We start from the raw sequence: 12,671 nt of genomic DNA, 5'->3' as shown, positions 1-12,671 counted from the left end.
TAAACTCCTGCATGAAAGCCAGCTGCGCCGCTTGCAATGAGCGGCGGCGATGCGTCTATATTGCCGGTGATTTATCGCCTTTTGGCCACAAGGCAAAGGGGACTTGTTGTCACGATCATGATAGCAGGACTTTTTCCCGTGTTCGTTTTTTTGTTTCAGCGTGAACTTATCCGAAAACCGCTTTGAGATTCCGCTTCTTGCTGTTAAATCGCGCGCATGAGCACACCACTTGACCATATTCGCAATTTTTCGATCGTCGCCCATATCGACCACGGCAAATCGACGCTGGCCGACCGCCTCATTCAGTTGACCGGCGGGCTGGACACGCGCGAGATGAAGGATCAGGTTCTCGACTCGATGGATATCGAGCGCGAGCGCGGCATCACCATCAAGGCGCAGACCGTCCGTCTCAGCTACAAGGCGAAGAACGGCGAAGATTATGTGCTGAACCTGATCGACACGCCCGGACACGTCGACTTTGCCTATGAAGTCTCGCGCTCGCTGGCTGCGTGCGAAGGTTCACTTCTGGTGGTGGACGCCTCTCAGGGCGTGGAAGCGCAGACGCTGGCCAATGTCTATCAGGCCATCGACAACAACCATGAAATCGTGGTTGTGCTGAACAAGATCGACCTGCCCGCTGCCGAGCCTGAGCGCGTCAAGCAGCAGATCGAGGAAGTGATCGGCATCGATGCGGCGCAGGCCGTGCACATTTCTGCCAAGACCGGCATCGGCATCGAGGATGTGCTGGAAGCCATCGTCACTCAGTTGCCTGCACCGAAGGAAGGCGACCGCAATGCGCCGCTCAAGGCCATGCTGGTCGATAGCTGGTATGACAGCTATCTCGGCGTTATCGTTCTGGTGCGCATCATTGATGGCGTCCTGAAAAAGGGCCAGACCATCCGCATGATGGGCACGGGCGCGAAATATCCGGTGGAACGCACCGGCGTGTTCACGCCGAAGATGGTTCAGGTGGACGAACTCGGTCCCGGCGAGCTTGGTTTCATCACCGCTTCGATCAAGGAAGTGGCCGACACCCGCGTCGGCGATACGATCACCGAAGATCGCCGCCCGACGAACAAGATGCTGTCTGGCTTCAAGCCCGCGCAGCCGGTCGTGTTCTGCGGCCTGTTCCCGGTCGACGCGGCGGATTTTGAAGATCTGCGCGCTGCCATGGGCAAGCTGCGCCTCAACGATGCGTCGTTCTCGTTTGAAATGGAAACCTCTGCTGCGCTTGGTTTCGGCTTCCGCTGCGGGTTCCTTGGTCTCCTGCATCTGGAAATCATTCAGGAGCGTCTTGAGCGCGAGTTCAATCTCGATCTCATCACGACCGCGCCTTCGGTTGTCTATCGCCTGAACATGCAGGACGGTTCGCAGAAAGAGCTGCACAATCCGGCCGATATGCCGGATGTGGTGAAGATCAATGCGATTGAAGAACCTTGGATTCGCGCGACCATCATGACACCGGATGATTATCTCGGCGCGATCATGAAGCTCTGCCAGGAGCGCCGTGGTCTGCAGATTGATCTGACCTATGTTGGTCCCCGCGCCATGATCACCTATGATCTGCCGCTCAACGAAGTGGTGTTCGATTTCTACGACCGTCTGAAGTCGATCTCGAAGGGCTATGCTTCGTTCGACTACAATCTTTCGGATTACCGTGAGGGCGATCTGGTCAAGATGTCGATCCTCGTGAACGAGGAGCCGGTCGACGCGCTTTCGATGCTGGTGCACCGCTCGGCGGCGGAAAAGCGTGGCCGCGCGCTGTGCGAAAAGCTGAAGGAACTGATCCCGCAGCACATGTTCAAGATCCCGATCCAGGCGGCCATCGGCGGTCGTATCGTGGCGCGTGAGACGATCTCGGCACTGCGCAAGGACGTGACGGCCAAGTGCTACGGCGGCGACGTGACGCGCAAGCGCAAACTTCTGGAAAAGCAGAAGGAAGGCAAGAAGCGCATGCGCCAGTTCGGCAAGGTCGAAATCCCGCAGGAGGCCTTTATTCAGGCGCTCAAGATGGGCGATGATTGATCTCAAGTTGTTTTAGGGGCGCTTCGGCGCCCCTTTTTATTTCTGTTGTTTCTTGAATATTTTATAAGGAATTATGCATGTTCGGACTATTGAAAGCGTTGATTGAGTTTTGTCATTCGATACTGAAAATTTTTGTGGAGCGATCGGAAAGAGCAGCTCATAGCATTGAGAAAGAGGAAGAAAGTCGCCGTAGCAAAGAGCAAGAAGCGTTGCAGTGGCTGAACCATCATTTGCCAGCATTGGAAAATGCGGCGCGAGATGCATATTCTTTCATTCTGCAAAAGTCGTCTGAACAGGTTCCGGTAGACTATTCGGGAGCGGCTTATCCATTTGTTGAAAAGTTGAACACTTTCCCATCAGATGACCGGAACGCTATTAAGGTACGTTTTCAACTGCTTCGTGGGAAGGACTCCAAGAGAGCTTGGGCGAAGTGTAAATCTTATGTTGATTTATGGGAAAAATGCATGGGGCAGTTTCCTGGTAATGTGCCGGATTTTCCATATGATATCGAGAAATTCTATAAGGTTTGTTGTGTTTTCAAAACAGTGACGGGAACTAAGTAATACGGATGTGCTGAACATGTCTCCATCGATCTCCATTACCTACTGCACCCAATGCAACTGGCTGCTGCGTGCTGCGTGGATGGCGCAGGAACTGTTACAGACTTTCGGGCAGGACTTAGGCGAAGTGGCGCTGCGTCCGGGCACCGGCGGGGTTTTTGAAATCCGTGTTCATATGCCGGATGGAAGCGAAGAACTCATCTGGGAACGCAAGCGTGACGGCGGATTTCCGGAAGCCAAGGTGTTAAAGCAGCGCGTGCGCGATCTGGTCTGGCCGGAACGCGATCTCGGTCATTCGGACCGGCCAGCCAATACTTGATGCTATCGGCCCTTTCGACAGGCTGAGAATGAGGGTCGAGTTGTGCGTTTCCCTCGTCCTTCGAGACGGCGCTTCGCGCCTCCTCAGGGTGAGGGAAATAGCAGCGTCGCTATTGTAAGCCGAAGAAATTAGTCCTCATCCACCACGCGCAGGCGCATTTGAGTGGGAGTGTTTTCCGTCTGTCTCGTTTGCGGGCGGGATGCCTCCTCTGCGGGTGCAGGGCCAAATTCCAGCGCTTCGATCTTCGCGCCGCGCCGGGTGACCTTGTTGGACGACACCAGAATATCGTCAATATCCTTGTTGGCCTGCACAAAGTGCGTTTGCAGCTTCCGCACGCGCTCGTCCAAACGGCCCACATCTTCCATCAAGCGGATCACCTCGCCCTGAATCACATGCGCCTGCTCGCGCATGCGGGCATCCTTCAGGATCGCCTGAATGACCTGAATCGACAGCATCAGCAGCGACGGCGAGACAATGACGACCCGCGCCCGATGCGCACGCTGGATCAGGGCCTCGAAGTGCTCGTGAATATCGGCGAAGATGGACTCCGACGGCACGAACAGAAAAGCCGTATCCTGTGTTTCGCCGGGGATCAGATACTTGTCCGAGACATCCTTGATATGCACTTCCATGTCGCGGCGGAACTGGGCGACTGCTGCCTTGCGCGCCTCCGGCTGTTCCGTTTCGCGCATCGAATTCCAGGCTTCGAGCGGAAATTTCGCGTCGATCACGAGCGAGGGCGCATTGTTCGGCATCCGTACAAGGCAGTCGGGGCGGGTGCTGTTGGAAAGCGTTGCCTGAAACTCGTAGGCCCCCTGTGGCAGGCCATCGGCAATGATCGCTTCCATGCGCGACTGGCCGAAAGCGCCGCGCGTCTGCTTGTTGGCGAGGATCGCCTGCAATTGCACCACCTGTCCGGCGAGCGACTGGATATTGTTCTGCGCCGTGTCGATGACGGCGAGACGCTCCTGCAATTTGGCGAGATTTTCATGCGTCGAGCGGGTCTGTTCGGTCATGGTCTGGCCGATGCGATGCGTCATGCCGTCGAGCCGTTCGCGGATCGACTGGTTGAGTTCCGCCTGCCGCGAGCCGAATACCTCGGCCATGGTCTGCATCCGGCCCTGCATCTCGGCCTGTGCTTTCAGGATTTCCGCCATGCGATATTCTGCATCACGGGCACGGTCCTCGGCCTGCGCTTCCGCAACCGCGCGAAGCCGGGCAGAGCGCGCCGCCGCGATCAGAAAAATGGCAAGACACAGCACCAGCACGACGATACCCGCCAGCAGGATATTCCCCAGCGTGAAGGATGTGGCACCGAGCTGCAGAATCGGCTCATTCAGGAGATTCTGGTTTTCCATGAAGGGAGCTTAGCTGATTCGTATCGTCTTGATGAGATCAAAACGAGAACATTTTGCAAAGTGTAATTGACGATTCTCGCGTGAGCCATTACGTGAAAGCCCATGTCTGTAAAACCGCTTGTCATCCTTCCCGATCCCGTCCTGCGCCAGGTTTCCAAGCCTGTGGAGCGCTTTGACGACCAGCTGCGCAAATTTGCCGGCGACATGTTCGACACCATGTATGATGCGCCGGGCATTGGCCTCGCCGCCATTCAGGTAGGCGAACCGATCCGCATGCTCGTCATCGACCTTGCCAAGGAAGATGAACCGAAAGCGCCGCATGTCTTCATCAATCCCGAGATTGTCGGCGTGACGGATGAAGTCAGCACCTATGAGGAAGGCTGCCTTTCGATACCGGATTATTATGCCGAAGTGGAACGGCCAGCCGCCATCAAGGTCAATTACTTCGATGCAGATGGCAAACAGCATTTGATCGAAGCCGACGGGCTGATGGCTACCTGCCTGCAGCATGAGATCGATCATCTGAACGGCGTGCTCTTCATCGATCATATTTCCAAGCTGAAGCGCGATATGGTCATCAAGAAGTTCAAGAAGCTCGCCAGCCAGCGCGCGCCCGGGAAAGTGCTTTAATGCGTGTCGTTTTCATGGGGACACCGGAATTTTCCGTGCCGATCCTCACCGCCATCATTGGTCACGGTTATGAGGTTGTTGCGGCCTATACGCAGCCGCCGCGCCCGGCGGGCCGTCGCGGGCTGGAGCTGACCAAGTCACCGGTGCATGAAAAGGCCGAACAGTTCGGCATTCCGGTGTTCACGCCGAAGAGCCTCAAGGGTGCGGAAGAGCAGGACGTTTTCGCAAGCCTCGAAGCCGATGTTGCGATTGTCGTGGCTTATGGCCTGCTGCTGCCGCAAGCCATTCTGGATGCACCGCGCCTCGGTTGCTATAACGGCCATGCCTCGCTGCTGCCGCGCTGGCGCGGCGCGGCTCCGATCCAGCGTGCCATCATGGCAGGCGATAGCGAAACCGGCATGATGATCATGAAGATGGATGCCGGGCTCGATGCCGGTCCCGTTGCCATGGCCGAAAAGGTTGCGATCACGCCGGACATGACGGCAGGCGAACTGCATGACCGTCTGAGTATGATCGGCGCCGACCTGATGATCCGTGCGCTGGGCGCGCTTGAGCGTGAAAGCCTTGCCTTGCAGCCGCAGGCGGAAGAAGGCGTCACCTATGCCGCCAAGATCGACAAGGCCGAGGCGCGCATCGACTGGTCGAAGCCGGCACAGGACGTGCACAATACCATTCGCGGTCTGTCGCCCTTTCCGGGGGCATGGTGCGAGATGGAAATCAATGGCGCTGTCGAACGTGTGAAGCTTCAGCGCTCGGCGCTGGGTGAGGGGTCCGGTGAACCGGGCACGGTGCTGGACGATCGCCTGACGGTTGCCTGCGGGGAAGGGGCCGTGCGGCTCGTTACGCTGCAGCGTTCCGGCGGCAAGCCATTGCCCGCGCAAGAATTTCTGCGTGGCGCACAGGTTTCGAAGGTTCTGTAAGCGGTGCCGCGCTACAAGCTCACTGTCGAATATGACGGCACGCCCTATGTTGGCTGGCAGCGGCAGGAAAACGGCCATGCGGTGCAGAATGCCATCGAACTGGCATTCAAGAAGTTCTGCGGCGAAGATTTGACGCTGAGTGCGGCTGGCCGCACCGATGCAGGCGTGCATGCAACCGCGCAGGTCGTGCATGTCGATCTCACCAAGGATTGGGGTGCAGGCAAGGTGCGCGATGCGGTCAATGCGCACCTCGTCATGGCGGATGAGCGCGTCAGCATCTTGAATGTCGAGAGGACGACGGACACATTCGATGCGCGTTTTTCAGCGCGTGCCCGGCATTATCTCTATCGTATCCATAATCGCCGTGCGCCTCTGGCGATTGATTATCAGCGCGCATGGTGGGTGCAGAAGCAACTTGATGCTGAAGCGATGCACGAAGCAGCAAAGCGGCTCCTGGGCGAGCACGACTTCACGACGTTTCGCGCCACGCAATGCCAGGCCAAGAGCCCGGTCAAGACGCTTGATCGGCTCGATGTCACCCGCAATGGCGATTATGTGGAAATGCGCGTTTCGGCGCGGTCCTTCCTGCACAATCAGGTCAGGTCCTTCGCAGGCAGCCTGATGGAGGTGGGTGTTGGCCGCTGGACGGCGGATGATCTGCAGGCGGCTTTGGAAGCCAAAGATCGCAAGGCCTGCGGGCAGGTTGCCCCGCCCTATGGGCTTTATCTGATTGGTGTGGACTACGCCTTTCCGTACTGAGACCCGAAGCGCGCTCTAGGGGATCAAGAGCAAACTTCCGGATGATTTTCCCGTCTCCAGCGCACGATGGGCTTGTGCTGCCTCGCTCAGCGGATAGGTTGCCCCAATCGTTCCAGTCAGTCCCTTTTCCATGATGTCGAAAAGCTTGGAGGCGGAGTTTAGGTAGTTATCCAGATCGTTGATGTAAGCGATCACGCTTGGCCGGACGAAAGAAAGATCTGCTTGATTGCCGAGTGCATCAATGACGGTCTGGGAGATTTTTCCACCGGCCTGACCGATGCTCGCCAGAGTTCCGAACGGGCGCACGCATTGTGCCGTTTTGGCCAGAGTTTCACCGCCGATTCCGTCATAGGCGACGTGAACGCCCTGACCATCCGTGAGACGCCGGATGGCTGTGACGAAATCGCAATCGCGTCCAACGAGCACATGATCGGCACCATTTTTGCGCGCGATTTCGGCTTTATCTTCCGAGCTGACGGTTCCGATCACAGTTGCTCCAAGAGCCTTGCCCCAACGGGTCAGCAAAGTGCCCAGTCCGCCTGCGGCTGCATGCACCAGCATGATTGTATCCGGGCCAACGGGAAATGTATCGGTCAGAAGCATGTGGGTGGTAAGACCGCGCAGCATGGTCGCTGCTGCCGACTGCGAGGAAATTGTGCCGGGCAGTAGCAGCGCCCTTTGGGCCGGTAGAAGCCGGGTTGAAGCATATGCCCCCACTGGCAGGCCCGCATAGGCAACCCTGTCGCCTGGCTTGAGGTCGGTTACATCCGATCCGACAGCTTCCACCACGCCTGCACCTTCGACGCCGAGCACTGCCGGAAAGGACGGCAGCGGATAGAGGCCGGTCCGATGATATATGTCGACAAAGTTCACGCCGATTGCCTCGTGGCGAAGACGTATCTCGCCCGCACCGGGGCTTCGGGGTGTCTGCGGGACTGTCTGAAGCAGCCCTGCTTCACCTGTTTCGTTCAGAATGATCTCGTAGTCCATCAGTCAGCCTCCGTTGCAATCCGTGGCAGTATCGTGGATAGAGAAACGGGAAAAAATTGCCGATTTTATCGCAGCGTATGGGAAAAATTTCACAATGGTGAATTGGGAAAGCGTGCGTTACTTTGTGGCTTTGGCCGATACGGGGACTCTGTCCGGTGCCGCCCGATTGCTCAATGTAGAACATGCGACGATTGCGCGACGTGTGGCAGCTCTGGAATCCGAAACCGGTTTGAAACTGGTTGATCGTCGGGGGCGACGTTTTCTGCTGACGGAAGACGGCGAGCGGATTGCGGCGATTGCCCGCAAGATGCAGGACGAGGCACAAGCCATCAGCCGTTTCGGCGCAGTTCGGGATACGGGCATAAGCGCTACCATCACGCTCACCGCGCCGCCGTCCTATGCGGTTGCAAGACTGGCGAAGCCGCTCGCTGCCGTGTCAGAACAATATCCGGGTATCCATATGCGTGTGATGGGAGAAGCACGCTTCAGTTCACTGAACCGTCGGGAGGCGGATATAGCTATTCGCCTGACGCGCCCGACAACCGGCGATCTCACCATTCGCAGGCTGGGCGAGGAAGCTTTCCGCCCTTATGCGAGCCGGGATTATCTGGCGCGAACTCCTCCTGAAGAATGGCAGTTCATCGCTTATGATGAAAGTCTGGAAGACGCTCCGCAGCAGGCCCATTTGCTTGCTTTGGCTGGTGCCCGGCCAATCGCCCTGCGCGCCAATACGCTGGAGATGCAGCTCGCTCTTGTAAGCGAGAATGCGGGCATAGCCATGTTGCCTGATTTCATGGCTGAGACGCAGGAGCAGCTGGTGCCAGCGCTGCCGGATCATGCCCCCCTCACACGCGAGGTGTGGATGGTCGTTCATTCCGATATGAAGACGGTTCCGGCTCTCCGTGCCGTCATGGCCGAGATCGCCAGCGCCCTCAATCATCCCGTGCCGATATAATGGCTTTCGCTTTAATAGGCGTGCGGATCAAAGCCGATCCCGAGCAGTTGCTGCAGCAGGACGGTCAGGAACAGTGAGCCAAAGACGATGCAGGCGAAGAACGGTGCCGCATAGGCATGTGGGCGCTGCAGCGCGACAAAAGTCAGCCGGTAGCTCAGCACAATGGATGCGCCGAACATGATGAAGGCAAACAGTGTCGCGATGTCGAATCGTCCGGGAAAGAAGAGCTGTAGCAGTGTAATGGGCGCGAAGACCCACGAAAGCAGTGCGCTGCCCCAGTTGGTGGCAATCACGAAGGCCGCATAACGCTTGGCAATGCCGATCCGCTTGGCGATAAGGCCGATGATGACGAGCGGAATAATCCAGGCCGCTATGTCCACGAAGGCTGCGCGCGTGACAATGGCAAAGCGCAAGCCTGCCTCCTCGCGACCTGCCGTCAGATCCGCGGCATAAGCGACCCAGCTTGCGAAGAGCGGCGGCAGTGCAATCGCTATCGCAAAGAAGGACGACCAGAAGCCCTCGGCGGAAATGTCGAGATAGCCCAGTCCTTCCTTGCGCCCGAGCATCATTTTCCAGACGCCCCAGAAATATCTGAAAATATCGTCCAGGCTTGGCATGAGATTCCCAATTTTTCGCGTAATCCCGGCGGAACAGTCATGCGACTTTCCGGGACTATGCGTTACCCAAAGAAATCGGCGATGAAGCGTTCATAAATCTGTGTCAGGCCTTCGAGGTCGGCAAGGGCTACGCGCTCGTCAACCATATGCATGGTCTGTCCGACAAGGCCGAACTCGACCACCGGACAGTAATCCTTGATGAAACGGGCATCGGACGTGCCGCCTGATGTCGACAGTTCCGGGCGTTTGCCCGTTACGGCCTCGACGGAATCCGTCAGCGTACCGATCAGCTTTTCGTCACGGGTCAGGAACACATGGCTCGGATGCTCGCGCCAGGTGAGTTCGTATTTGATCGGTGTTTCGCGACCCGGCCGCAAGCGATTGTCGCGGGCGGCTTTTTCGAGGCGCGCGATGATTTCGGCCTGCAAGGTCTCTGCCGTCCAGGTGTCGTTGAAGCGGATGTTGAACGAGGCCGTTGCCTTGTTCGCAATGACATTGGTGGCCTTGTTGCCGACGTCGATGCTCGTCACTTCCAGATTGCTGGCCTGGAAATTGGCCGTCCCTTGGTCGAAAGCCGGATAAAGCAGGCTGTCGACCAGCGTGGTAATGCCGCGTACCGGGTTTTCGGCCAGATGCGGATAGGCGGCATGGCCCTGCACGCCATGGACGGTGATCGTGCCGGACAGCGAACCGCGCCGTCCGATCTTGATCGCATCGCCGAGCGCATTCGGGTTGCTTGGCTCTCCGACGATGGATGCATCCCAGCTTTCGCCGCGCTGCTTCGCCCAGTCGAGAAGCTTGACCGTGCCATTGATGGCCGGGCCCTCCTCGTCGCCGGTGATGAGGAACGAAACGCTGCCCTTGATGCTGCCGTGCTTTTCGATGTGACGGGCAACTGCGGCCACGAAACAGGCAACACCGCCCTTCATGTCAACCGCACCGCGACCGTACATCACGCCGTCTTCAATAGCGGCAGAAAAGGGCGGGTGTTTCCAGTCGCCCTCATTGCCGGGCGGCACGACATCGGTATGTCCCGCAAACATCAGATGCGGGCCATTGCCCGACTTGCGTGCATAAAGGTTTTCGATGTCGGGCGTGTCTTCATCGTGGAAGACAGGTCGTTCCACCGAAAACCCCATCGGCTTCAACATCGCTTCCAGCGCCGTCAGCGCACCGCCCTCGGCAGGCGTTACGGATGCACAACGGATGAGGGCGGCAAGGTTATCGGCGGGATTGACGGCTAAGCTCATGAGATCGGGACTTTTTTGAAAAGGGAATCGTCTGACGGCGAGATTATCGCGCATCCCGAAAAGTGCGAAGCGGTTTTCGGAATAAGATGCGCGTGAGAAACCAACGGCATCCCGAAAAGTGCAAAGCGTTTTCGGAACAGGATGCGCGTTGAAAAAAACAGGCCGGAAACCGGCGGATGAAACAGCAATCCGATGGTTGCGCGCAGGCGGCATCGTTTCGCCTTTCACTTGTTTTTCTCAACCGGTTTCAATTTGGGAACGAAATTTCCTTGACCGGAGGGGGCCTGTCATCGTTAGTTAAAAATAAGTTGATAACGAGACCCGCAAAGGGCCGCTCAACGGGGACTCTTTTTAAATGGGAAACTGCGCATGCGTTTTGTCACTTCTGCGATAGCAGGCATGATGGTGCTCTTCGGGGCGACGACGATACCGGCCAAGGCCGCGCAATGGAGTGAAGCAGGCGGGCTTACAAGCATTCCTTACGGACACAAGGAGTATTGCGATCGTAACAAGCGCGATTGCGGTGCGCATCGGGTATTGCCGCCGATGAAGATGACCCCGCAGCGCGCGAAGCTGCTGCAATCGGTCAGCAGCTCCGTCAATCGCCGCATCAAACCGGTCTCCGATCAGGATAATTATGGCAAGCGCGATTACTGGACCATTCCGGTCAACGGCAAGGGCGATTGCGAAGACTATGTCCTGATGAAGCGGGCCCAGCTGATGGCGCGGGGCATCAGCCCGTCACAGCTTCTCATTACCATGGTACAGGGCAGCGAGCCGCATGTCGTCCTGACCGCCCGCACAGATCATGGCGATTATATCCTCGACAATCTGCGCGACGAGGTGTTGCCGGTCGAGAAAACTTCGTACCGCTATATCAAGATGCAGTCGCCTGCCAATTCCGGTCAGTGGGTTTCCATTGCCGGGCGTTCGGTCGCTGTTGCAAACAACTGATCGGGGTTACAGCGTTCAATCAAAAGCTGGTCCAATTGAATGTCATCAAGCCGCATTCCGATGCGGCTTTTCTTTTGAGCATAGGCTGATATGACTGGCTGAACGATGCCAGCCGCAAATCAGGGTGTCATTTCGACGAAGCTTGCGTCGTTTGCAAAGGGCCGATTTCGCGAAAAATCGCATCATTGTTCACTCTCATTGGACAATATATTGGGACAGACTGTTCGCTCTTTTTGAACAAAAGACACTTTGTAACAGTCGTGTGATTGCTGGTATATCAATTAAATATTTGATTTTGTTATTATTTTATAATTTCAATTATCGTTCTCCAAGAAAATGGCCGCACAAATGTGTGATAAAGAAAACATTTTCGTGACTGGAACTTTTGCCCACTGTCACCCATTTCAGCTGCATCGGAACGACGAACAAACGCCGCTCCACTTTCCAAGGAGATAGGAAAATGAAGAAGATTGTTCTTGCTGCCGCTGCTCTTGCTCTTACCGCTGGTGCCGCTTTTGCAGAAAACCCACATGTCGGCGAACCTGCCGATCTTTATGCAAATGACCGTACGCCGGTTGCAACGCAGAGCCAGAAGCTCGACTACACGGCTCCTGCCTCGATCAACAAGGCAACGGTTTATCAGGATGGTTCGGCTCACCGCTTCGGTGACGCATCGCCTTCCTCTTACCAGAACTAAAAGTCCGCTCGGACTTTTGGCCTCTCCGGTCCAGACGGACCGGGCATGAATGAAATACCCACATTGCATGTACTCCCGAAGGTGTCGGGGCATTTCCTCCCAGATGTGCCTGGCACCGTAGGGCGGGCCACGAAGGCCCAGCTAACCAAATGTCCCCTCTATGCCTGAGATGCAGTCTCAAGGTTCAGCCGGTTAAGCACCGATGTCGGGGACGCTATGGAGAAAAGGAATAAAGAAATGAAGAAGTTTGCTCTCGCCGCTCTTGCTGTCGCTCTTAGCGCCGGTGCTGCCTATGCCGAAAACCCGTTCGTTGGCCAGCCGCCTGCAATGGCTGCTCAGGACAAGGCTTTCGTTCTTCCTGGCGAAACCCCGGTCGCTTCGACCCGCAGCAACATCGACTATACGGCTCCGGCTGCCATTCGTCAGTCTGCGCCAGTTAATCAGGATGGTTCGGCTCATCGCTTCGGCGACGCTTCCCCGTCCAGCTACCAGAACTAATTCGTTCTGACGGCTGAGCCTGTCGGTCGCCCTGCATCGTCCGTTGCGTTCCTCCCCCTCACGCATGTGACACGCGGGGCAGCCGAAGGGCTGCCAAGAAATCTCCCCGGAGGATGGCGTCAGTGTCTCCCCGGACTGC

At 57.0% G+C, this 12,671-nt stretch carries 14 protein-coding genes; 10 read left to right on the top strand and 4 right to left on the bottom strand.

Annotation, left to right across the window (positions count from 1 at the left end; all coding sequences use genetic code 11):
* The first annotated feature begins 216 nt into the window (after positions 1–216).
* From lepA to OHI65_RS19225, 3 genes are all read left to right on the top strand, one after another.
* Complete coding sequence (lepA, locus tag OHI65_RS19235) at positions 217–2,025, top strand: translation elongation factor 4 (protein ID WP_010659407.1); 1,809 nt, start codon at positions 217–219, stop codon at positions 2,023–2,025.
* A gap of 77 nt (positions 2,026–2,102) precedes the next feature.
* Positions 2,103–2,588 (top strand): hypothetical protein, encoded by a 486-nt coding sequence (locus OHI65_RS19230; protein WP_040129115.1) that lies wholly within the window; start codon positions 2,103–2,105, stop codon positions 2,586–2,588.
* Between the two features lie 16 nt (positions 2,589–2,604).
* A complete protein-coding gene (locus OHI65_RS19225; RefSeq protein WP_012091434.1) occupies positions 2,605–2,904 on the top strand; it encodes a SelT/SelW/SelH family protein in 300 nt (99 codons plus the stop codon).
* A gap of 128 nt (positions 2,905–3,032) precedes the next feature.
* On the opposite strand, the gene OHI65_RS19220 is transcribed toward OHI65_RS19225, so the two are convergent.
* The gene (locus OHI65_RS19220) at positions 3,033–4,262 is read right to left on the bottom strand and encodes a DNA recombination protein RmuC (RefSeq protein WP_125299978.1); all 1,230 of its coding nucleotides are present in this window, start codon (positions 4,260–4,262) and stop codon (positions 3,033–3,035) included.
* A gap of 102 nt (positions 4,263–4,364) precedes the next feature.
* On the opposite strand from OHI65_RS19220, the gene def reads away from it, so the two are divergent.
* The 3 genes from def to truA are packed head-to-tail and all read left to right on the top strand — an operon-like array spanning position 4,365 to position 6,571.
* The gene (gene def, locus OHI65_RS19215; RefSeq protein ID WP_010659411.1) at positions 4,365–4,892 is read left to right on the top strand and encodes a peptide deformylase; all 528 of its coding nucleotides are present in this window, start codon (positions 4,365–4,367) and stop codon (positions 4,890–4,892) included.
* Entirely contained in the window at positions 4,892–5,812 is a 921-nt protein-coding gene (gene fmt, locus OHI65_RS19210; protein ID WP_125299979.1) for a methionyl-tRNA formyltransferase, read from the top strand. The genes def and fmt overlap by 1 nt, the downstream gene beginning before the upstream one ends.
* A 3-nt stretch (positions 5,813–5,815) precedes the next feature.
* Positions 5,816–6,571, top strand: a complete 756-nt coding sequence (gene truA, locus OHI65_RS19205; protein WP_125299980.1) for a tRNA pseudouridine(38-40) synthase TruA — start codon at positions 5,816–5,818, stop codon at positions 6,569–6,571.
* 15 nt (positions 6,572–6,586) lie between these two features.
* Here the strand turns inward: truA and OHI65_RS19200 are convergent, their stop codons facing one another.
* Entirely contained in the window at positions 6,587–7,561 is a 975-nt protein-coding gene (locus OHI65_RS19200) for a quinone oxidoreductase family protein (protein WP_125299981.1), read from the bottom strand.
* 94 nt (positions 7,562–7,655) lie between these two features.
* On the opposite strand from OHI65_RS19200, the gene OHI65_RS19195 reads away from it, so the two are divergent.
* Positions 7,656–8,516, top strand: a complete 861-nt coding sequence (locus OHI65_RS19195; protein ID WP_012091439.1) for a LysR family transcriptional regulator — start codon at positions 7,656–7,658, stop codon at positions 8,514–8,516.
* 11 nt (positions 8,517–8,527) lie between these two features.
* On the opposite strand, the gene OHI65_RS19190 is transcribed toward OHI65_RS19195, so the two are convergent.
* Both OHI65_RS19190 and dapE read right to left on the bottom strand, forming a co-directional pair.
* Entirely contained in the window at positions 8,528–9,133 is a 606-nt protein-coding gene (locus tag OHI65_RS19190) for a hypothetical protein (RefSeq protein ID WP_010659416.1), read from the bottom strand.
* Between the two features lie 62 nt (positions 9,134–9,195).
* The gene (gene dapE / locus OHI65_RS19185; RefSeq protein WP_012091440.1) at positions 9,196–10,383 is read right to left on the bottom strand and encodes a succinyl-diaminopimelate desuccinylase; all 1,188 of its coding nucleotides are present in this window, start codon (positions 10,381–10,383) and stop codon (positions 9,196–9,198) included.
* 402 nt (positions 10,384–10,785) lie between these two features.
* On the opposite strand from dapE, the gene OHI65_RS19180 reads away from it, so the two are divergent.
* The 3 genes from OHI65_RS19180 to OHI65_RS19170 all read left to right on the top strand — a co-directional run bounded on the left by OHI65_RS19180 (position 10,786) and on the right by OHI65_RS19170 (position 12,532).
* Positions 10,786–11,337: a transglutaminase-like cysteine peptidase gene (locus OHI65_RS19180; protein ID WP_010659419.1), complete on the top strand. Its 552-nt coding sequence runs from the start codon at positions 10,786–10,788 to the stop codon at positions 11,335–11,337.
* Between the two features lie 460 nt (positions 11,338–11,797).
* Entirely contained in the window at positions 11,798–12,034 is a 237-nt protein-coding gene (locus OHI65_RS19175) for a hypothetical protein (RefSeq protein ID WP_010659420.1), read from the top strand.
* Positions 12,035–12,271: 237 nt separating this feature from the next.
* Complete coding sequence (locus OHI65_RS19170) at positions 12,272–12,532, top strand: hypothetical protein (RefSeq protein ID WP_010659421.1); 261 nt, start codon at positions 12,272–12,274, stop codon at positions 12,530–12,532.
* Positions 12,533–12,671: the final 139 nt, after the last annotated feature.

It is taken from the genome of Brucella sp. MAB-22, from assembly GCF_025908475.1.
Classification (GTDB): Bacteria; Pseudomonadota; Alphaproteobacteria; order Rhizobiales; family Rhizobiaceae; genus Brucella; species Brucella anthropi.
The sequence above is the reverse complement of the archived record's forward strand: the minus strand, read 5'-3'. Positions and strand labels throughout refer to the sequence as shown.

Coding starts and splice junctions, on each gene's coding strand:
- fmt (WP_125299979.1), top strand. CDS start 4,892: ATGCGTGTCGTTTTCATGGGGACACCGGAATTTTCCGTGCCGATCCTC.
- lepA (WP_010659407.1), top strand. CDS start 217: ATGAGCACACCACTTGACCATATTCGCAATTTTTCGATCGTCGCCCAT.
- OHI65_RS19180 (WP_010659419.1), top strand. CDS start 10,786: ATGGTGCTCTTCGGGGCGACGACGATACCGGCCAAGGCCGCGCAATGG.
- OHI65_RS19200 (WP_125299981.1), bottom strand. CDS start 7,561: ATGGACTACGAGATCATTCTGAACGAAACAGGTGAAGCAGGGCTGCTT.
- OHI65_RS19195 (WP_012091439.1), top strand. CDS start 7,656: ATGGTGAATTGGGAAAGCGTGCGTTACTTTGTGGCTTTGGCCGATACG.
- OHI65_RS19190 (WP_010659416.1), bottom strand. CDS start 9,133: ATGCCAAGCCTGGACGATATTTTCAGATATTTCTGGGGCGTCTGGAAA.
- OHI65_RS19220 (WP_125299978.1), bottom strand. CDS start 4,262: ATGGAAAACCAGAATCTCCTGAATGAGCCGATTCTGCAGCTCGGTGCC.
- dapE (WP_012091440.1), bottom strand. CDS start 10,383: ATGAGCTTAGCCGTCAATCCCGCCGATAACCTTGCCGCCCTCATCCGT.
- def (WP_010659411.1), top strand. CDS start 4,365: ATGTCTGTAAAACCGCTTGTCATCCTTCCCGATCCCGTCCTGCGCCAG.
- OHI65_RS19170 (WP_010659421.1), top strand. CDS start 12,272: ATGAAGAAGTTTGCTCTCGCCGCTCTTGCTGTCGCTCTTAGCGCCGGT.
- OHI65_RS19225 (WP_012091434.1), top strand. CDS start 2,605: ATGTCTCCATCGATCTCCATTACCTACTGCACCCAATGCAACTGGCTG.
- OHI65_RS19230 (WP_040129115.1), top strand. CDS start 2,103: ATGTTCGGACTATTGAAAGCGTTGATTGAGTTTTGTCATTCGATACTG.
- OHI65_RS19175 (WP_010659420.1), top strand. CDS start 11,798: ATGAAGAAGATTGTTCTTGCTGCCGCTGCTCTTGCTCTTACCGCTGGT.